The 18,242-nt window shown below is 74.1% G+C and carries 18 protein-coding genes and 1 pseudogene; 8 read left to right on the top strand and 11 right to left on the bottom strand.

Features of this window, described 5'->3' with window-relative positions; translation table 11 throughout:
* Positions 1-144: 144 nt before the first annotated feature.
* Positions 145-765 carry a UbiX family flavin prenyltransferase gene (locus ACFV6I_RS07825; RefSeq protein WP_380423896.1) on the bottom strand — a complete coding sequence of 207 codons (621 nt, stop codon included), beginning with the start codon at positions 763-765 and terminating at the stop codon, positions 145-147.
* Between the two features lie 89 nt (positions 766-854).
* Complete coding sequence (locus ACFV6I_RS07820; RefSeq protein ID WP_063352296.1) at positions 855-2,294, bottom strand: UbiD family decarboxylase; 1,440 nt, start codon at positions 2,292-2,294, stop codon at positions 855-857.
* 214 nt (positions 2,295-2,508) lie between these two features.
* Here ACFV6I_RS07820 and ACFV6I_RS07815 point away from each other — a divergent pair, with 214 nt between their 5' ends.
* Positions 2,509-3,543, top strand: coding sequence for an Lrp/AsnC family transcriptional regulator (locus ACFV6I_RS07815; RefSeq protein ID WP_079136513.1), 1,035 nt, complete (start codon positions 2,509-2,511; stop codon positions 3,541-3,543).
* 89 nt (positions 3,544-3,632) lie between these two features.
* Entirely contained in the window at positions 3,633-4,055 is a 423-nt protein-coding gene (locus ACFV6I_RS07810; protein ID WP_380423895.1) for a hypothetical protein, read from the top strand.
* Between the two features lie 147 nt (positions 4,056-4,202).
* On the opposite strand, the gene ACFV6I_RS07805 is transcribed toward ACFV6I_RS07810, so the two are convergent.
* Positions 4,203-4,415, bottom strand: a complete 213-nt coding sequence (locus ACFV6I_RS07805) for a cold-shock protein (RefSeq protein WP_063352293.1) — start codon at positions 4,413-4,415, stop codon at positions 4,203-4,205.
* A gap of 274 nt (positions 4,416-4,689) precedes the next feature.
* Here ACFV6I_RS07805 and ACFV6I_RS07800 point away from each other — a divergent pair, with 274 nt between their 5' ends.
* From ACFV6I_RS07800 to ACFV6I_RS07780, 5 genes are all read left to right on the top strand, one after another.
* Entirely contained in the window at positions 4,690-5,703 is a 1,014-nt protein-coding gene (locus tag ACFV6I_RS07800) for a 3-oxoacyl-ACP synthase III family protein (protein WP_380423894.1), read from the top strand.
* On the top strand, positions 5,700-6,443 hold the full coding sequence (locus ACFV6I_RS07795) for a glycosyltransferase (protein WP_380340022.1): 744 nt from the start codon (positions 5,700-5,702) through the stop codon (positions 6,441-6,443). The genes ACFV6I_RS07800 and ACFV6I_RS07795 overlap by 4 nt, the downstream gene beginning before the upstream one ends.
* Positions 6,444-6,554: 111 nt before the next feature.
* Entirely contained in the window at positions 6,555-8,027 is a 1,473-nt protein-coding gene (locus ACFV6I_RS07790; RefSeq protein ID WP_380423893.1) for a class I adenylate-forming enzyme family protein, read from the top strand.
* Positions 8,024-9,187, top strand: coding sequence for a cytochrome P450 (locus ACFV6I_RS07785; RefSeq protein ID WP_380423892.1), 1,164 nt, complete (start codon positions 8,024-8,026; stop codon positions 9,185-9,187). Before ACFV6I_RS07790 ends, ACFV6I_RS07785 begins: the two co-directional genes overlap by 4 nt.
* Entirely contained in the window at positions 9,187-10,092 is a 906-nt protein-coding gene (locus tag ACFV6I_RS07780; protein WP_380423891.1) for an NAD-dependent epimerase/dehydratase family protein, read from the top strand. Before ACFV6I_RS07785 ends, ACFV6I_RS07780 begins: the two co-directional genes overlap by 1 nt.
* Before the next feature lie 90 nt (positions 10,093-10,182).
* Here the strand turns inward: ACFV6I_RS07780 and ACFV6I_RS07775 are convergent, their stop codons facing one another.
* The 3 genes from ACFV6I_RS07775 to ACFV6I_RS07765 form a co-directional block, all read right to left on the bottom strand.
* On the bottom strand, positions 10,183-10,665 hold the full coding sequence (locus tag ACFV6I_RS07775) for an Imm21 family immunity protein (protein WP_380423890.1): 483 nt from the start codon (positions 10,663-10,665) through the stop codon (positions 10,183-10,185).
* Between the two features lie 423 nt (positions 10,666-11,088).
* Entirely contained in the window at positions 11,089-12,054 is a 966-nt protein-coding gene (locus ACFV6I_RS07770; protein ID WP_380423889.1) for a hypothetical protein, read from the bottom strand.
* The gene (locus ACFV6I_RS07765; protein WP_079136622.1) at positions 12,051-12,383 is read right to left on the bottom strand and encodes a PadR family transcriptional regulator; all 333 of its coding nucleotides are present in this window, start codon (positions 12,381-12,383) and stop codon (positions 12,051-12,053) included. The genes ACFV6I_RS07770 and ACFV6I_RS07765 overlap by 4 nt, the downstream gene beginning before the upstream one ends.
* A 113-nt stretch (positions 12,384-12,496) precedes the next feature.
* Between ACFV6I_RS07765 and ACFV6I_RS07760 the strand changes: the two genes are divergently transcribed.
* Positions 12,497-13,654 (top strand): hypothetical protein, encoded by a 1,158-nt coding sequence (locus ACFV6I_RS07760; RefSeq protein WP_380423888.1) that lies wholly within the window; start codon positions 12,497-12,499, stop codon positions 13,652-13,654.
* 19 nt (positions 13,655-13,673) lie between these two features.
* Here ACFV6I_RS07760 and ACFV6I_RS07755 read toward each other — a convergent pair whose 3' ends face one another.
* From ACFV6I_RS07755 to ACFV6I_RS07735, 5 genes and pseudogenes are all read right to left on the bottom strand, one after another.
* Positions 13,674-14,204, bottom strand: a complete 531-nt coding sequence (locus tag ACFV6I_RS07755) for a GNAT family N-acetyltransferase (protein WP_380423887.1) — start codon at positions 14,202-14,204, stop codon at positions 13,674-13,676.
* Positions 14,205-14,313: 109 nt separating this feature from the next.
* Positions 14,314-15,639 (bottom strand): hypothetical protein, encoded by a 1,326-nt coding sequence (locus tag ACFV6I_RS07750; protein WP_380423886.1) that lies wholly within the window; start codon positions 15,637-15,639, stop codon positions 14,314-14,316.
* A gap of 355 nt (positions 15,640-15,994) precedes the next feature.
* Positions 15,995-16,843 carry a class I SAM-dependent methyltransferase gene (locus tag ACFV6I_RS07745; protein ID WP_380423885.1) on the bottom strand — a complete coding sequence of 283 codons (849 nt, stop codon included), beginning with the start codon at positions 16,841-16,843 and terminating at the stop codon, positions 15,995-15,997.
* A gap of 172 nt (positions 16,844-17,015) precedes the next feature.
* On the bottom strand, positions 17,016-17,495 hold the full coding sequence (locus ACFV6I_RS07740; RefSeq protein ID WP_380423884.1) for a TIGR03618 family F420-dependent PPOX class oxidoreductase: 480 nt from the start codon (positions 17,493-17,495) through the stop codon (positions 17,016-17,018).
* Between the two features lie 107 nt (positions 17,496-17,602).
* A pseudogene (locus ACFV6I_RS07735) lies at positions 17,603-18,242 on the bottom strand (hypothetical protein); the annotation flags it as partial.

Genomic DNA, 18,242 nt, shown 5'->3' with positions numbered 1-18,242 from the left:
GCTCCACCCCGCCCCCCCCTGCGCCTTTCCCGGGGTCCCCCCCCCCAGCCCCCCGGGTCCCGGCACGGCGGGGGCGGCGCCCCCCGGGGGGGGGCGGCCCCCAGCGCTGTGGTTTTTCGTAGCGGGCGGGTGTGCCGCGCGGCGCTAGGAGGCGGGGTGGTGGTGGCGGGTGTCGGCCAGGCCCTGCCAGCGTTCTGCGATGTCGGCGGTGCCTGCGGGGAGGTCGAACTGGTCGAGGATGCGCATGACGATGTGGTCGACGAGGTCGCTGATGCCGTTCGGGGTGTCGTAGAAGGCCGGCATCGGGGGGACGATGCGTACGCCCATCCGGGAGAGCGCGAGCATGTTCTCCAGGTGGATCTCGTTGAGGGGCGTCTCCCGGGGCACGAGGACCAGTGGGCGCCGTTCCTTGAGGGTGACGTCGGCGGCGCGGGTGATGAGGTTGTCGGCCATGCCGTGCCGGACGGCCGCGAGCGTCTTCATGCTGCACGGGACGATGGCCATCCCCGCGACCGGGTAGGAGCCGGAGGAGATGGTGGCGCCGAGGTCGCCGAACTTGTGTGTCACGTCGGCGAGTTCGGCGAAGTGCCGGGCGCTGTAGGGCGTCTCCACCTCGATAGTGGAGCGGGCCCAGGCGCTCAGGACGAGGTGGGTCTCCACCTGGGGTGCCTCGCGCAGGACCTGTAGCAGGCGGGCGGCGATCGGGGCGCCGGTGGCGCCGGTGACTCCGATGACGAGGCGGGTGGTGGGGGGTGTGGCGGGCACAATGTGCTCCTGGCATAGGGGGGAAGGGGGGAAGGACCGGAGGGTGAGGGTGAGGGAGGGGCGCACCGTCCCCTCCCCTCTCCGGCGGGCTACAGCGCCAGGACGCCCGCCCAGCGTTCGCGCAGCCGCTCGCGGGTGGCCTGGTCGACGCGGTTGGCCGCCGGGTACCGGTCCTTCCACGCGAACGGCTTGCACGCGTCGATGAGCACGATGCCCATCGACAGGTCGCCGGCGGCGAGCTTGTCGGGTGCGAGCCGCGGGTCGATGGCGGTGGTCGGCGCGCGCAGGACCTGGATGGACTCGGTCGGGTGGACGCGGGTGAACATCGCCCACAGCACGTGGTTGATGTCGGTGATGTCGATGTCCTCGTCGACCACGACGAAGTACCGTTCCATGCCGCCCGTGCGCTTGCGCCCGGCCGCCGCCAGCAGCGCGTGCATGGCGTCCCCCGCGCCGGTCTGCTCGATGGAGACGACCATCAGGAGCTGCCGGGCGTAGGCCCACACGCCCTTGACGTTCTGCACGCCGGACGCTTCCAGGTGGTCCCAGGTCAGCGACGCCGAGTAGAGCGGAACGGCCTGGTCGCCGGCCGGGATGGTCGGCAGCATCGGCGGTGCGCCCAGGATGATCGGGTCGTCGCGGTGCAGGATCCGGGTGACCCGGACGACGGTCTCCTGGCCCGAGTGCGTGTAGTAGCCGGTCCACTCCCCGAAGGGGCCCTCCAGGACGGACTCCTCCTCGACCGGCGGCAGTTCGCCCTCGATCACGATCTCGGCGTGCGCCGGGATCGGAAGCTCGCTGCCCGGCGCGTACAGGACCTCGACGCCCTCCCCGCGCAGCCCGCCCGCCAGGTCGTACTCCGACATCCCAGACGGTGCGGCGATCGCGGCGGCGGTCGACAGGATCGGGTCCTGGCCGACCACCACGGCGATCGGGCAGGTCCGGCCGCGCGCCCAGTACTTCTCGGCGATCGCCTTGGCGTGCCGGTTGCCGAGCATCCACAGCGACAACCGGTCGCGGCCCTGGACGCAGGCCCGGTAGGTGCCGACGTTGACCCAGCCGCTGTCGGGGTCACGGGTGATCACCATGCAGGCGGTGCCGATGTAGCGGCCGCCGTCCCTGTCGTGCCAGCGCGGGGTGGGGAAGATCCCGAGGTCCACGTCCTCGCCGACCAGGACGTTCTCCAGGACCGGGCCGGTGGCGACCTCCACGGGGGGAACGGGCTCGATCCGCTTGCTGAGGTCCTTCCAGGCCCGCACGATGTCGAGCTCGGCGGTGTCGTGCGGCAGCCCGAGCGCCACCGCGGTGCGGGCGGGCGTCCCCATGAAGTTGGTGAACACCCGGTACCCCGTGGGGAATCCCGGAATGTTGTCGAACATCAGGGCGGGGCCTTCCCGCTCCGCCAGCAGTTCGGTGATGCCTCCGATGTCCAGGTCCCGGTCGGCGCCGTCGATCTGGAGGACTTCGTCCTTCCCGAGGACCTCGGTCAGGTGGTCGATGTAATGCCGAAGATCACGGAATGCGCTCATCTGCCGTCGGGGAGCCGGGTGGTGTGCCCGGGTCTCCCCTCCTCCTCTTCCTCGCGGGTGGCGGCCGAGCCGCGGCGCGGCCGCCACGGGGATCGCAGTTCCGCGCGGACAGGTGCCGCGTCGGCCTGCGCACCGATGATCCGGATCGGCCGCGAGCGGGCGCAACGAGTCCGGGCGTGCGTGCCGGATACCGCCCCGGGTAGGGTCTGGATCCGTGGAATCCCTCAATCTCCGGCTGATCCACGCCCTCCAGATCGACGGGCGCGCCCCCCTGCGTCGGATCGCCTCGGTGCTGGGCGTCTCCGAGCAGGTCGTCGCCCGCCGCTACGCCGCGCTGTGCGAGAGCGCCGGGCTGCGCGTCATCGGCAGGCTCAACCCCCGGCCGGTCGGGCAGACCGTGTGGGCGCTGCGGTTGCAGTCCGCCCCCGGCGCGTCGCTCGGCCTGGCCCGGGCCCTGGCCGCGCGGGAGGACACGCGGTGGGTCCAGGTCGCCTCCGGCGCCACCGAGATCATCTGCCATCTGGTGGCGCACCGGGACCGCGCCCAGGACGCGCCGGTGCACCTGCTCGATCGGCTCCCGGGGGTCACCTCGATCACCGCGCAGCGCGTGCTGCGGCTGTTCAAGGGCGGCCCGACCACCTGGGGCGCCCTGACCTGCGAGCTGGACCAGGACCAGCGGGACGCGCTCGCCCCCGCGTTCCCGCCTCCTGCCGTCCCACCCCCAACGTTCCCGCCCCCCGATGGGCGGCTGTCGTCGTCGCCGTCGCCGTTGGAGCTCACCGACCTCGACCACACGCTGCTCGCCGCCCTGGCCCGCGACGGCCGTACGACGTACGCGGCGCTGGCCGCCGAGGGCCGCTGCCACGAGTCGACGGTGCGCCGCCGGATCGCCCACCTGCGCGCGGCCGGAGCGCTCTTCTTCGTCGTGGACGTCGACGAGCGGCTATTGGGCAGCCCGACCACCACCGCGATCTGGATGTCGGTGCGGCCCTCGCACCTCGCCGCCGTCGGCGCAGCCCTGGCCGAACACCCCGAAGTCGCCTACGCCGCAGCCACCACGGGGCGGACCAACCTCCTCGCCGCCGTCCTCTGCCCCGACGACGAGTACCTGTACGACTACCTGACCGACCGTCTCGGCGCCCTCCCGGGCGTCGACACGGTCGAGACCGCCCCGATCGTCCGGACCCTCAAACGCGTCGGCACCGTCGGCCGCCACCGCAACCGGCCAGGCGGCACCCGGCGCGGCTGAGGCCTCGCCGAGGAACGACGGTCGATGGTCGACGGGCACGCGTAGATGCGGGACGATCCGCGCAACGACGAGCGACGGCGGGGAGTCTGATGATCACTCAGGGTGCGAAGATCACGACACAATGCGCGGACTGCGGCGGTGCGCTGGTCCGCGATGTCGGCCAGTTCCTGGACCGCGGACGGCTGTGCTGGGGTACCGAGGCCTCCTGCCGGACCTGCTCTGCGGCCTGGTGCGAGGAGGACGACGGCGGGCCGACACCCGAGGAGATCCGCCAGGCGCTACTGGCGGAGCACGGACTGGCGCGCCTTCACCTCGTACAGCCCGAGCTGAGCCTCGTCCCGGTGCTGCGAGCCCTGCGCGAGGCCCACGGGCTGGCACTGGCGCAGGCACGGGCGATGGCCGTTGAGCTGAAGACGGCTGGTCTGGCGGGCACGCTCGTCGAAGTGGAGTTCACCGCCGCCGCCCTCCGGGACCGCTCAGTCGCGGTGACCGTCGAGACGTCGGGCGGCTGACCGCCCGGCGAGCCGTCCAGAACGTCCAGAACGTCCAGAACGGCCTGGGCGGCCCCGATCGAACGGAGGCCGCCCAGGACTTGATCTCCCGCATCTCCCGTTCGGACCGGGGCCCGGGGTTCGAGGGAGGAAGGGGAGGAACTGCTTCTACTCCGCCACCTGGACCTCGTCGGCCTGGAGCCCCTTCTGGCCCTGGACCGCCACGAAGGTCACCTTCTGGCCCTCAACCAGGGACTTGAAGCCGCTTCCCTGGATCGCCCGGAAGTGAACGAACAGGTCCGCTCCGGACTCCGGGGTGATGAAGCCGTAGCCCTTCTCGTCGTTGAACCACTTCACCGTGCCGTTCTGCCGCTCTGCCACAGCCACTCCTGGTTTTCCGAGGATCGAGGATCTACGAGACGCAACGTGCCGATCATGACAGGGCTCGGGGTCTCGGCGGGGCTGTAACGCGAAGTTGGTCGGTCCGTGCGGCGAGGAGCCACCCGGACCGGTGACGGCACCGCAGGTGCTGCAGGTGCCGGAGTGCCGGGAACCGTCCCTCGTCCAGCTGCACAGACGTGATCGGGTAGCCCGGCGGGCCGGCCTGAGTACCCGTACTCAGGCCGACCCGGCCGTGCCGCCGGAGCATGGGGGCATGCACCCAGCAGCAACACCGAGGATCGGCATCACCGCCGTCGGCTCCCACCTGCCGGCCCGTCGGCTCACCTCCCAGCAGCTCCAGGACGAGGTCACCGCCGGTGGCCGACTCGCCCTGCCGGAGCGGATGTTCGAGAAGGCGACCGGCATCCGCACCCGGCACTTCGCCGCCGACGGCGAGTACGCCTCCACCCTCGCGGTCGGCGCCGCCCGGCGCGCCCTCGCCGCCCGGGGGCTGCGCCCGCAGGACGTGGACCTGCTGCTGTTCGCCTCCGCGACCCGGGACGTGTGCGAGCCCGCCACCGCCCACATCGTGCAGGCCGAACTCGTCACCCGTGCACATGCGTTGGACGTCAGCAACGCCTGCAACAGCTTCCTCAACGGGATCGACCTGGCCCGCGCGATGATTCTGGCCGGCCGGGCCCGGCGTGCCCTGGTCGTCACCGGCGAGACGCCCAGCCGGGCCATGCTCCGCACGCCGTCCTCCCCGGCGGAGTTCCGGGACGGCTTCGCCGGCTACACCTTCGGCGACGCCGGGGCGGCCGTCGTCGTCGAGGCCGTGGAGCGGGGCGGCATCCTCGACGTCGGGACGGAGACGGCCTCCGAGCACTGGCCGGCCGGCGGCATCCCCGGCGGCGGCTCCCGCCACCCGCGCGGCGACGAGTACAGCTACTTCCGGGGCGGCGGCAAGGAACTGCGCGGCATCTTCGAGGAGATCGGTCCTGCCGCCCTGGCCCGGCTCGCCGCCCGCACCGGCCTCGGCTGGGACGACTACGCCCGGGTGCTGGTGCACCAGGTGACGATCCCCTACCTGGAACGCTTCGTCGAGCTGACCGGGGTGCCGGCCGGGAAGCTGGTCCTGACGGTGCCGGAACTCGGCAACGTCGCCAGTGCCACGCTGGGCGTGCAACTCGACCGAATACGCGACACGTTGGCGCCCGGCGACAAGGTGCTGCTGATCGGGCTCGGCGGCGGCGTCAGCCTCATGACCATGGTCTGGGAGGCATCGTGAGGACCGACCTGTGGGTGGTGGTCCCCGCCTACCAGGAGGAGGCCCGGATCGAGGGCGTGCTGCGCGCCCTCGCCGCCCAGCGCGACCGCGACTTCACCCTGCTCGTCGCCGACAACGGCTCCACCGACGGCACCGTCGCCCTGGCGCGCGCCTTCGCCGCCCACGCGCCGTTCCCGGTCGAGGTGGTGGTCGAGCCGGAGAAGGGCGTCGGCTCCGCAGTGGACACCGCCTTCCGGCACGCCGTCGCCCACGGCGCCACCCTGCTCGCCCGCACCGACGCCGACTGCCTGCCCGAACCCGGTTGGACGGCCGCGGCCCGCGCCGGGCTGGTCGCCTCCGGCGGGCTGGTCTGCGGCCGGGTCACCGCCCGCCACGACGAGCACGGCCCGGCCGGGCGCGCGGTGTTCCTGGTGCTGGTCGCGCTCGGCGCCTTCTTCGGCCGGATCCGGCCCGCCCACCGCCGCCGACACGGCTACCTGACCTCGTACCGGATGCACGCGGGCAACAACATGGCGATCACCGCCGAGCTCTACCTCGCCGTCGGCGGCATGCCCCGGCGGCCCTCACCCACCGACCGGGCGTTCCTCAACAGGGTCCGCCGGCACACCACGGCGGTGGTGCGCCGCCGCGACATGGTGGTGCAGAACTCCACCCGGCGCATCCGCGCGTACGGCGTGGTGGGCACCGCGCGCTGGTACCTGGAGCGCGGCGCGGGGCCGCGCGCCGTCGACGTGCGCTGACAGCCCGCGCGCGCCCCGTGCGCCCGGCGCCCCGCGCGCCGCGCTCCTTACCGACCCTTTCCCGACCGGACCCGCTCCGTTCCGCGCCGCAGCCCGCCGAAGGACCCCGCCATGCTCGACCGGCTCACCCACGCCCTGCGCACCGACCACCCCGACCGGCCCGCCGTCCTGCGCCACACCCGCCTGGGCACCGTCCGCCCGGTGATCCGCCGCGGCGAACTCGCCGACCTGGCCGACGGCTACGCCGCCGCGCTGCACGCCCACGGCCTCGGCCCCGGCGACACCGTCGGCGTCGCCGTCCGGCCCGGGCCACGCGCACTGGCCGTCATGCTCGCCGCGCACCGGCTGGGCCTGCGCATCGCCGTCCTCGACCCGACCGCAGGGCCCGACGTGCTCGCCGCCCGGCTCACCCTGGCCCGCCCCGATCTCGTCCTCGCCGACGCCGCCGCCCAGGCGGTGGCCGGCTGGGCCGGGCCGCTCGCCCGCCGCGCCGACCTCGCCCTGCCCCGCCTCACCGCGCTCGGGCCGGTCGCCACCCTGGGCCGCCGCCTGCCCGGCTGCGCGCCGCACCTGCGCCCTGCCGGCGCGACCCCGCCCGCCCGGCCTGACGGCGGCCCGGAAACGGACGCGGTGATCGTCTTCACCTCGGGCACCACCGCCCGCCCGCGCGCCGTCGTCCACACCCGGGACGGGCTGGCCGCAGGGCTGCGCACCGTCGCCGACCTGGTCGACCCGCGCCCCGGGACGGTCGTCCTCGGCGGGACGTTCTTCGTCCTCGTCCCGGCCCTCGCCGCGGGCGCCGCCGTCGTGCTGCCCGCCCGCCGCCCCGCCGCGCTCGGCCGCCAACTCGCCCGGCTCGACCCCGCCCACACCTACCTCACCCCACCGCAACTGCGCGCCGCCCTCGCCGCCGGTGCCCGCTTCACCGGCCGGGTCTGGACGGGCTCCGCCCCCGCCGACGCCGCCCTGCTGCGCCGGGTCAAACAGTCCGGCGCCCACCAGGCCTGGAGCGTCTACGCGCTCACCGAACTGTTCCCGGCCGCCGCCGTCGAGGAGGCGGACAAGAGCGCCCACGACGGGGACGGCGACCTGGTCGGAGTCCCCCTGCCCGGCGTCCGCGCCCGGATCGCCACCGGCGGTGAACTGCTGCTCACCGGCCCGGGCGCCCGCCACCGCTACCTCGGCGAGGACCCCGACCCCTGGGTGCGCACCGGCGACCGCGCAGCCCTCACCCCCGACGGACGGATCGTCCTCGCCGGCCGCCTCAAGGACATGGTGCTGCGCCGCGCCGAGAACATCTACCCCGGCCTGTACGAACCGGCGCTGCACCTGCCGGGTGTCGAACTCGCCGTCCTGGTCGGCGTTCCGGCCGGGGACGGCGACGAGCGGCTGGTCGCCCTCGTCCAGCCGGCGCCGGGCACCGACCCGCGGCGCCTGCGCGAGGCCCTGCGCGGGCCGCTCGACCGGATGGCAGCGGCCCGGCCGGACGCCGTCCTGTTCGGCGAGGTCCCGCTCGCGGGCCGCTCCCGCAAGCCCGACCGGGCGGCGGCCGCCGCGCACTGCGCACGGGAGCTGGCCCGGTGACCGACCCCATGACCGCACCGACGTCCGCACCGGTGAGCGCACGGACACCCCCGCCGCCGCCCGCACCGACGACCCCACCCGCCGCCGCCCGCCGGGCCCGCCGCCGGGACCGCCGGGTCTACCTGCGCAGCCACCCCCTGCTCTTCGCCCTGCTCGCCGCCACCCGCCGCCGCCCGGTGGTCCGGCTCGGCCGCACCGTGCTGGTGCACGGCACCGAGGCCTACCGCGAAGCGCTCACCAAGGTCCCGCTGGACCGCACCGCACCCGGCACCACCGGCGGCGCGGCGGCCGAACTCACCGACGGCGGACTGCTGTTCGACCAGGACGGCGCCGAACACCGCAACGCCCGCCGCGCCCTGGCCGGCGGCCTCGACACCGCCGCACAGCAACGGATCCGCCCGCACTGGCAGGCCGTGCTCGCGAAGCGGATCCCGGGCCTGGCCGCGGGCGAGATCGAACTCGTGGCACTGGCACGTGAGTTGGCCGGTGTCACGGCCGCCGCCCTGACCGGCGCGCAGTCCTGCCCGCACCGCCTCGCCCACGCCGCGGCCGAAGTCGCCGCCCACGCCGCCCGCGACCACCTCCCCGGCCCCCGCCGCCGCGGCCCGGACGCGGCCGCCGCCACGGTCGACGCCGCCGCCCGGCTCGCCGCCCTGCTGCCCGACGCGCCCGACGCCCGCGACGCACGCGACGCCATGGTGGCCGTCGCCGCCGTGAACACCACCGTCGCCGCCCTGCCCCGCGCCGTCGCCTGGTGCGCCGACGCCGGGCTCTGGCCGACCGTGAGCGAGACGACCGCACCCCGCCTCGCCGCCGAACTCCTGCGCCTGACCGCCCCGTCCCCGCTGCTGCCCCGGGTCGCCGCCGCCGACACCACCCTCGCCGGGCACCCCGTACGGGCCGGCGACCGGCTGGTCCTGGTCGCCCGGCACGCCGCCCGGGCCCACCGCCGCGGCCCGGCCGACGATCCAGCCGCCACCCAGGCCGTCTTCGGCGCCGGCCCGCACGCCTGCCCCGGAGCCGGCCTGGCCCGCGCCCTGCTCGCCGACCTCCTCCTGGCGCTCGCCCCCCACCACCCGGTCGTCACCCGCGCCCGGGTCGACCGCCGCAGCGCCCTGCCCGGCTACGCCGAACTCACCGTCCGACGGGGAAGATCCTGATGCACCTCGCCATCACCGGCGCCACCGGCTTCTGCGGCGCCCACCTCGCCCGCACCGCCGCCGCCCTGGGCCTCGAAGTCTCCTGCCACGGCCGCCGCCCCGGCCCGGTCGGCCACCACCGCCCCTGGGACGCCACCGAGGGCGACCCCGACTTCACCGGCGCCGACCTCGTCGTCCACTGCGCCGCCGCCGTCGCCGACCTGCCCCCGGGCGATCCCGCCGAAGCCCACCAGCACGCCGTCAACGTCACCGGCACCGAACGCGCCCTGCGCGCGGCCGCTGGCCGCCCCCTCGTGCACGTCAGCAGCGCCAGCGTCTACGACCCGCGCGCCGCCGCCCGCACCTCCCGTATCGCCCCCGCCGTCACCGAGGACCACCCCACCGCCGCCGGCCACCTCAACGCCTACGGCCGCACCAAAGCCGCCGCCGAACGCCTCGCCCTCACGGCCGGCGCCGTCGTCCTGCGCCCCCGCGCCGTCTACGGCCCCGGCGACCCCCACCTCGTCCCCCAACTGCTCGCCCGCGCCCGGCACGGCCTGCTCCCGCTGCCCGGCCGCGACATCCCGCTCAGCCTCACCGCCGTCGCCAACCTCACCGACGCCTGCCTGTCCGCCCTCGGCCTCACCGGCACCCCGCCCTGGCCGCCCGGCGCCTACAACATCGCCGACGCCACCCCCTACCGCCGCGACGACGCGCTGCGCCACGTCCTCACCGCCCACCGCCTCCCCGCCCGCATCGCCCACCTCCCCGCACCCCTCGCCCGCCTCGCCGCCCGCACCACCCGCATCCCCGGCCTCACCCCCTACACCGTCGACCTCCTCACCCGCAGCGTCGTCCTCGACCTCACCCGCGCCCGCACCCAGGGCTGGACCCCCACCCACACCCTCACCGACTACCACCCCTGACACCCGGCCGGGCCCGGGCGCTGCGGCCGTGTCCATCCGCGGCCGGCCCGCCTCAGCCAGGAGCAGCGGAGCAGTGGAGCAAACGACTGGTCAGGTCAGCTCGACGAATCGGTGGACGCGAAAGCACGTGAGGTGGTCGGGCTCGATGCTCGCCGAGTCCACCCGGTGGCGGCCGGCGCCGAGATCGAGAACGGTGCTGTCCGCGAGCGTCCCGACCTCGGTGCCGAAGTAGGCGGCGTCGAACATGACGAGCTCGCCCGTGGTCCTCAGCACGGGTCCCTTCTCCCACTCGGCGGTGGGAAGCCCGGCCAGAACGAGGTCGGCGACACCTTCCTCGCTCTCCGCATAGCACCAGCGGACGAGGACTCGGTGCTCGGGGAGGTAGGCGGTGGACATCGGTTCGTCCCCGAGGACGAGCGCCTCGGCTCCCTCCGGAAGGTCGAGGACACCGACGAGCTCCACCACTTCGCAGGCTCGGTCGTAGTCGCCCTCCGTTCCCGACCAGTGCGACAGGGCGTCGCGTGGAACCACGATGAACGGGCCGCCCTCCGTCTCCAGCCAGGTCAAGGACATGCCGCCTCCAGTGCCACGATCCCCGTTCCGTCGCGACAGCGTATGCGCCCGGGCTGACATCGCCGCCTCGCCGCCCGTCGTGGTCGGAGGTACACGGTGACCAGTGTCGAGGAACTGACCACGCGGGCGACGCTCGGTTCGACCCGGGTGGTGCCGGTGGTCGGTCACGCAGTGGCCGCCCGCGGAACTCGCCGTCACGTCCGGTCGCCCCGGTCGCGGAGGGAGTCGGGTGGTGGTACCTCGGTGGGCCGTCAGTTCCAGGGCGAGCGCCTCGACATCGGCCTGTCGGAGCCGTGAGCGCAACGGCTGTTCCGACAGGCCGATGTCCGGACCTACCGGCATCGTTGCAGCGCCTCGGCTCGCGGGCCTTCGCCGAGTTCCGGCCGGCTGGGCTCACCCCGGGGGAGAGGGGCGCGGAGCCGGTCAGGGGCGGGAGAGGCGGCCCCGTCGGGGGAGGCGGCCGATGAGGAGGATCGCGCTTCGGGCCGTCAGGTAGCCGAAGGCGGACGGGATGAGGAGCTGAGGCACCATTGCCGCGACCGACGCGTGGCCGCCGAGGAGTACGGGGGTGAGTACGGGCGGTGCCGCCAGGACGGTCGCGGCCAGGGCCGCGTTCCCGGCCGTCCGGGCGGTGAAGGCCAGGGCGGCGCCGGTGGCGAGCGGGGCCCAGGTGCCGAAGCCGGAGGTGAGGAGCCGCTCGGCGGACTCGCCGGTGATCGTGGCGCCGATGCCCAGGGCCGTGACCATGGCGGCGACCAGCCAGAGCCCGGCACCGGTCCTGCGGGTCCGGTCCGGCGGGGCGACCAGGAGGACGAGGGTGTTGAGCGCGATCAGCCCGAACCCCCGGGGGCCGAGGCCGAGTTCGGCCGCGGTGCGGAAGTCCAGGTCGAGCAGCCCGAGGCGGCACATGGCGTAGAACAGCGGTGCCAGTACCAGCGACACCAGGGCCAGGGCCCGTGCGGCCGACCAGCGGCCGGCCAGGACCGCGCACGCCGTCAGCACAGCGGGGACGAGCAGCGACGTCGCCGCCAGGATCGCGCCTCCCGCCGGGGCTCCGGCGGGGAAGCCAGGGGACTCGGGGCTGATGGCGAGCCGCAGGTTCCGCCACAGGTAGGTCGCCGCGTACGTTCCGGCCAGCATCGCGGCGAGCGGCGCCGCGGTGGCGAACGCCCGGCCCGGCGGCTGGTGGGAGACCATGCCCAGTCGGAGCCGGGCCCCGTGCCCGGCGACGTCGGCTACCTCGCGCAGTCCCGTCGCGGAGCCGGAGCCGGCGATCCGGTGCTGGGCGAGGTCGGCGACCTCCGCGAGTGCACCGGCGCCGTAGGAGGCCGGGTACAGCTGGAGGGCCCGTTGCAGCAGGCGCGTGTTCAAGGGGTGCTTCGAGGTCATGCCGTGCCTCCTGCGGGACGGGTCCAGGTCTGGGTCAGGCGCCGGTCGGCCTCGCGCAGTGCGGAGCGCAGGCGTTCGGCCTCGTTCCTGAGCGACTGTTCACCGTCCGGGGTGAGGGCGAACACGCGCCGGGGGCGCCCGTCCACCGTCTCCTCGCGCTCGACGCGGATCAGTCCCTCGGCCAGGAGCCGGTCGAGGGTGCCGTACAGGCTGCCGGCGCCGAGCCGTACCCGGCCTTCGGAGATCGCGGCGACCTCGTCCCCGAGCGCGTAGCCGTGCCGGGGCCGGTCGGCCAGAGCGGTGAGGAGCAGGAAGGTCGGCTCCTGCATGGAGCGTTTGTTCTTCACGTCCCACACCATAGTACGGTGACCGTAGTGTCTGGCAAGGCCCCCGCGAAACGATGCGGACGTCGTTGTGGGTGGTGCCGAATAGTGTGCGGGGCATGGCTACTGTCAAGGAATCAGCACCTCCCAGGCCCATCGTCCCGGGCGATGTCGTCGCGGCGTTCTCCGAGTACCTCGGCGAGTGGACAGCGGCACAGATCACCAATCTGGACCCGGACCACCAGCGCGCGGGCGTCCTGCACCTCGACTGGTCCGGTCCGGAGCCGGTGTCCGTGGCGGAGCTCGGCGACGTCGTGCCGCTCTGGGGTTCTCTCGGTCTGTCGCATTGCCACTACGAGTGGGTGCTCCCTCGGAGCTGCAAGGTCATCGGGACGCTGCCGCTGCTGCACGGCCAGCCGCCGAGCAGCTACGCGTTCGGGTGGGGCATGGGGCTCGATCTGGCCCTGGCGCGGCGCCGACGGCAGGGCGACGAGTCGCAGTGGCGTGACCCGTGGGCGAAGAGCATCACCGGCGCTGAGTTGAACGACTCTCCCGCGGGGCCCGCAGATCCTGACGAGGAGACGCGTCGGCTGACGGTTCGGGCTGTGGAATCGCTGGACTGTGCGCGGCTCGTCGAGCGGTATCCCGCGCTGACCGGCCTGACGCTCAGCGGGCCGGTGACCTTGTCATCGGCATCGAGCCTCAACGAGTTGACTTCGCTGAAGCACCTCAGGCTCTCCGACGTCTTCGGGATGGTCGAGGCGGACTGCCTCCTGCCGGGGCGTGTTCCGGCGCTGGAGGAGTTGGAACTGGTCAGTGTCCCCGCGGAGTATGCGACGGCGATGAGGAGGCTCTGGCGGCCCGAGGAGCGCCAGGGCGTCTACCTCAGGGTCGCCAAGCCCCGCAAGCCCCAGTGGCTCGCCGAGAACCTCAACAATCCGCTCCGGAACTGGGACGGCCGCGAGCAGATCAGCGCCGCGGTCTACAAGAAGGCGCTGGCGCAGTACAGGGCGACGCGGCGCGCGGTGCTGGCTGCGCTGGCTTCGGGGGAGCCGGCGGAGGTCCTGACGCCGAGGCTCGTCGAGCTCGGGGAGCAGTTCGGCGAAGCCTTCAACGAGCTCGACGCGCGCGCCGGATTCATCGAGACCGTTGAGCGCGAAGAGCTCTACGACGCGCTCGGCGCCATCATCACCGAGGCTGCAGCCGAGTCGGAAGCCGATCTGGCCTGGGCCGGCGACGGCCTGATCGAGGGCTGCGAATCCGTCCGCGACTGGTAGGGCGGTGCTGCGGCGAGCCTCATGGCCTCCACTCGTCGGCGAGGAGCCCGAGGACGGCCTCGTCCGCGAACTCGCCGCACACCCAGGCGGATCGGCGGAGGGTTCCCTCCAGGGTGAAGCCGGCCCTGCGGGCGGCCGCGATCATCGGGGTGTTGTCGGCGAGGGTCTCCAGTTGCAGCCGGTGCAGGCCGCGTATCGCAAAGCCGTACTGGCAGAGCACCCTGACCACATCGGTGCCCAGGCCCCGGCCGCGCAGGCCGGGGCGCAGGGCGATCCCGAGGTGGGCTGTGCGGTTGTGGGTGTCGATGCCCCAGAGCACGGCCTCCCCGGCCAACTCCCCTGAGGCCAGCTCCAGTACGGAGAAGCAGGACGCGTCCTCCGAGGGCGGGGTCGGCGCGTAGGGGGAGTCTGCCGTGCCCGGCGAGATGGGCCGCCAGGGGCGGGTGTCGGCCCGGGAGCGGGTGGCGACGTCGTCGTACAGCTCGGTCTGCAGAACGGCGACGTCGCTTTCGTGGCGCGCGCGAAGGGCGACCTTGAGTCCTTGTATCATGTCACATTGCTACCAGAGCTGTGTCGGCCGCTCAACCGAATTGGACCCTCTCCGGCGCGTTGCACCGTCGCCGTCATCGGGAGTGCCGGAGAGGGGAGTTCGACCGAAGTCAGAGTGGCGGCAGGCGGCGGGCCAGGAGCTCCACGCCGGTGCCGTTCAGGGTGCTGAACAGGACCGTCGTGCCGAGGGCGTCCACGCTGGGGGCGGTGGAGGCGCCGGGCCGTTGGCTGCCGTCGGCCGCCGTGCTGACGCGTTCGATCCGGCCGGTCCACAGGTCGCGGCGGAAGACGTCCGCGACGCCGTTGGTGTCGCCGGGGACGAGGGCGGCGGAGTCGGAGGCGAAGTAGACCCAGCGGTCGTCGGCGGTCATGACGGCGGGCTGGGAGTCGACGGCGGAGACCGTGGTCACCGTGCCCGTCCGCAGGTCGCGGGCGTAGAGGCGGACTTGGACGGTGTCCTGCTCGCGCTCGAAGACGCGGAAGAGGGCGAAGCGGCCGTCGGGGCTGAGGCGTCCGGCCTTGGCGGCGTCGCGCAGGGTGCCGGTGGCGTCGATGCTGGCGCCCTGGATCCGGCCGGTGCGCGCGTCGTAGGTGTAGAGCGGGAAGAGCTGCCGTGCGGGTGGGGGCTTGGTGGCGGTCGTGGCCGTCGTGGCTGTTGTGGCCGTCGTGGGCGCGGTCGGCAGCAGGTTGGTCGCCTTGGAGCGGAAGGCGACGGTCAGGCCGTCCGCGCTGAGTGAGGGCTCGACCGAGCCGCCGTCGGCGGCGGTGCCGTCGCGGCCGGTGCTGACCAGGCGGGTGGTGCCGGTGCGGCGGTCGGTCAGGTGGATGTTCTGGACGCCGGGCCGGGTGCCGGGGGCGAGGTCGGCGCGGTCCGAGGTGTACGCGACGTACCGGCCGTCGGCGCTGATCGCCGGGTCGAGCGAGTTGCCGGCGCCGGTGCCCGCGGTGAGCGGTTCGGTGCGGCCGGTCCAGCGGTCGCGGACGTAGACGTCGAACCGGCCGTCGCCGTGCCGTCCCGGGATGACGTCGGTGGCGTTCGTGCTGAAGGCCACGTACCGGCCGTCGGCGCTGATCGCCGCCTGGTTGGTCGAGCCGTCGAGCTGGCTGCCGTCGTCGGCCAGGCTCACCCGCTCGGTGCGCCCGGTCCACAGGTCGCGGACGAACACGTCGTACAGGCGGTTGGTGTCGCCGGGCACCAGGTTGGCGGCCAGCGAGGTGAAGAGGGCGTAGCGGCCGTCGGCGCTCAGGCCGAGCGGCTCCGACCAGTCGTCGGCCGGGGTGCCGTCAGGGGCGACGTTCACCGTGACGGTGCCCCCCGGGAGCGGCGCGGCCTGGGCCCGGACCTGGGCCGTGGTGGCGGCCAGGAGTGCGGCCGCCAGCACGCTGCCGGCCCGTACCGCCCACCGGCCGCGGGTCCTCGCGTTCGTCCGTTCCACCTGAACCGTCCTCCCCTTGCCTCGGGCCGTGCCGCCTCCCGCCCCCGCCGGCCGGCTCGGGGCGAGCCAACCGCCCGGCCGTACCGGCGGTCAACGGGGCCGGACCGGCCATGGACACGATTTCGCCAACTCCCCTCCACCTCCCGACCACGGCGAATGCCGGTCCGGCCGGACCCGGTGGGCATGCCACCTGCGGGATTCGGCAGCGCAGGAATGACCGTTGACGAACCCTTTGCCGGAACGCGCTGGACGTGGCGGCCATGGTCCCGCACATACGTGAAGTGGCAGCGTTCGGGCGGCTGTTGGGTGGATCAGGCCCCCTTGGAATCGATGATCCGGGGAACCGGGAGGCGCTCTACCGGCGGACCGCCGAGACCAGTCCGCCGGGCTGCTCCTCGCGCTGCGGCGGGGTGTTGACCGGGCGGCCGTAGGCGGCAGCGCGCTCGCGCAGGGTGTGAGTGTCGGCCTCCCAGCCGTGCCCGGCCAGCCAGTCCACCGGGTCGTCGGGCATCTCCGAGACCCACATGGACGCCGCCGAGCCCGGTACGGAGTCCGCGCCGAAGCGCTCGATCACGCCGCGCGAGCCCAAGGTCAGCCCCATCCGGCTGCCTGCCGCCGACTGCGCGCTGATCCGGGCCAGCAGCAGCTCCACCGCGTCCTCGGGCAGATAGATCAGCAGTCCTTCGGCGATCCACACGGTCGGCACGGCCGGATCGTGCCCTGCGGCGGCCAGCGCGGCCGGCCAGTCCTCCCGCAGATCCGCCGCGACGGTGATCCGCTCGCAGCGTGCGACGGCCCGCTCCTGGCGCAGCACCGAGGCCTTGAAGTCCAGTGGCGCGGCGGTGTCGACCTCGAACAGCCGGGTGCCCTCGGGCCAGTCCATCCGGAAGGCGCGGCTGTCCATGCCGGCGCCGAGCAGCACGACCTGCCGGACCCCGGACGCGGAGGCCTGCTGCAACAGGTCGTCGAGGAACTTCGTCCTGATGACGATGGAGTACGACACGGCCAGCCGACGGCGGCGCGCGGCCTCGTCAGCGGGGGGTGGCGAGGAGGGCCACAGGCCGCCGGCGGTGGCGAAGGCCTGGGCCAGTGGGTCGCGGAACAACGCGTCCACCCGCTCGGTCTCCAGCGCCCGCACCCTGGCCACCCCCACCGCCGTGGCCCAAACTCCCGACGGCTGCACCCGCTCCTGCTCATCAGTCACCGCGCCAGCCTAGATGATCGATCCCGAGGGGCCTGATGAGGCCTGATGAGTGGAGCCGGGTTCATGCGCGGCCGGCCGCGCATGCGCGCACTGACCGCCAACCTTGAGTCGCTTCGGTCGCTTCGGTCGCTGATGAGTCGCTGATGAGGCGAAGGCGGCGAGGGCAGGAGCACTACTCAGGGGCAGGGGCAGGGGCAGGGGCAGGGGCAGGGGCAGGGACGGGCCCGCCGGGACGGAAGCGCTCCACCCCGACGATGTGCCGCACCTTGAGCGGGCGCACGATCACCGCGACCCGCTGCTCACCCGGCATGGTCCACTCGTAGCGCTCGACGCCCAGGTACTTGCGGGCCAGCCGGTCCATCCGGTCGTGCGCCTCCTCACCCTCGACGAAGCGGGCCACCACGCCACTGATCTGCACGCGGTCGAAGGGATCGGTGGCGTCCGCGTGCGAGAGGTAGACGCGCGGGTCGCGACGGAGGTTCTCCTCCTTCACCCGCCCCACCGAGGTGTTGAACGTCAGTTCCCCCTCGCCCTCCAGATCCACCCACATCGGGCTGACCTGCGGTGCTCCGTCGGCGAACACGGTGCCGACGTACCAGATGTTGGGTGCCCGCAGCCGGGCGCGGACGGCTTCGTCGAATGTCGCGGTCATCCCGGGAGGCTAGCAACCACGAAGGGGGCGCGGTCCGCTTCGAGTGAAGCCACGTTCGAGTGGAGCCACGTTCGAGTGGAGCCGCGAGGGGGCGTCCTCCCGGCGGGTCACGGCTCGGCCGGTACCTCCGGTTCGGAGGCGCCGGCCGGGGCTCCGCGCGAACCGAGGAGCTGCGCGACCGGATCGGCGCTGCCCGAGGCGCTCAGCTCCTGCACCAGCTCGCAGTTCCGGGCGATCCTGCTGGAGACCCACTCGCGCAGCCACGCGGACAACTGCGGGAGCGGCAGGTCGGACGGGGCCAGCCCGGCGAGCACGCACCCGGTCGCCGCCGCTCCGCCGACGTTGACGACCACGTCCGGCAGGACGGTGTGGCCGGCCTCGCGCAGCAACCGGCGGGCGGGTGGGGTGCAGCTGAGGTTTCCGCCCTCGACCACCAGGCCGGCCCGGACCGCCGGCACCGCCTCCTCGTCGACCGCGGAGGCGGATGCCGCCAGCACCAGCACGTCGGCGTCGACGTGCAGCCACGCCTGGCCGGGCCCGTGGACGGTGACCCGGGCGGGCAGCCGGTTCCGGTCGATCGTGCCGTCGCTGCTGGTGAGCGTGGCGAGTTCGGCGACGGGCAGTCCGCGCTGGTCCTCGATGGTGCCCCGGACGTCGGCCACCGCCCCCCACCAGTTGGCCGGGGGGGGCGGGGTGGCGGGCCCCCCGCGCCCGCGCGGTCCGAATCGCGGGGTGTGGGTGGGCTGC

It is taken from the genome of Kitasatospora sp. NPDC059803, assembly GCF_042732255.1.
Lineage (GTDB): Bacteria > Actinomycetota > Actinomycetes > Streptomycetales > Streptomycetaceae > Kitasatospora.
This window is presented reverse-complemented; position numbering and strand designations above follow the sequence as displayed.

Excerpts from the sequence above, each read along its gene's own strand:
- ACFV6I_RS07820 (WP_063352296.1), bottom strand. The coding sequence starts at position 2,294 with ATGAGCGCATTCCGTGATCTTCGGCATTACATCGACCACCTGACCGAG.
- ACFV6I_RS07810 (WP_380423895.1), top strand. The coding sequence starts at position 3,633 with ATGATCACTCAGGGTGCGAAGATCACGACACAATGCGCGGACTGCGGC.
- ACFV6I_RS07800 (WP_380423894.1), top strand. The coding sequence starts at position 4,690 with ATGCACCCAGCAGCAACACCGAGGATCGGCATCACCGCCGTCGGCTCC.
- ACFV6I_RS07790 (WP_380423893.1), top strand. The coding sequence starts at position 6,555 with ATGCTCGACCGGCTCACCCACGCCCTGCGCACCGACCACCCCGACCGG.
- ACFV6I_RS07780 (WP_380423891.1), top strand. The coding sequence starts at position 9,187 with ATGCACCTCGCCATCACCGGCGCCACCGGCTTCTGCGGCGCCCACCTC.
- ACFV6I_RS07775 (WP_380423890.1), bottom strand. The coding sequence starts at position 10,665 with ATGTCCTTGACCTGGCTGGAGACGGAGGGCGGCCCGTTCATCGTGGTT.
- ACFV6I_RS07770 (WP_380423889.1), bottom strand. The coding sequence starts at position 12,054 with ATGACCTCGAAGCACCCCTTGAACACGCGCCTGCTGCAACGGGCCCTC.
- ACFV6I_RS07765 (WP_079136622.1), bottom strand. The coding sequence starts at position 12,383 with ATGCAGGAGCCGACCTTCCTGCTCCTCACCGCTCTGGCCGACCGGCCC.
- ACFV6I_RS07760 (WP_380423888.1), top strand. The coding sequence starts at position 12,497 with ATGGCTACTGTCAAGGAATCAGCACCTCCCAGGCCCATCGTCCCGGGC.
- ACFV6I_RS07755 (WP_380423887.1), bottom strand. The coding sequence starts at position 14,204 with ATGATACAAGGACTCAAGGTCGCCCTTCGCGCGCGCCACGAAAGCGAC.
- ACFV6I_RS07740 (WP_380423884.1), bottom strand. The coding sequence starts at position 17,495 with ATGACCGCGACATTCGACGAAGCCGTCCGCGCCCGGCTGCGGGCACCC.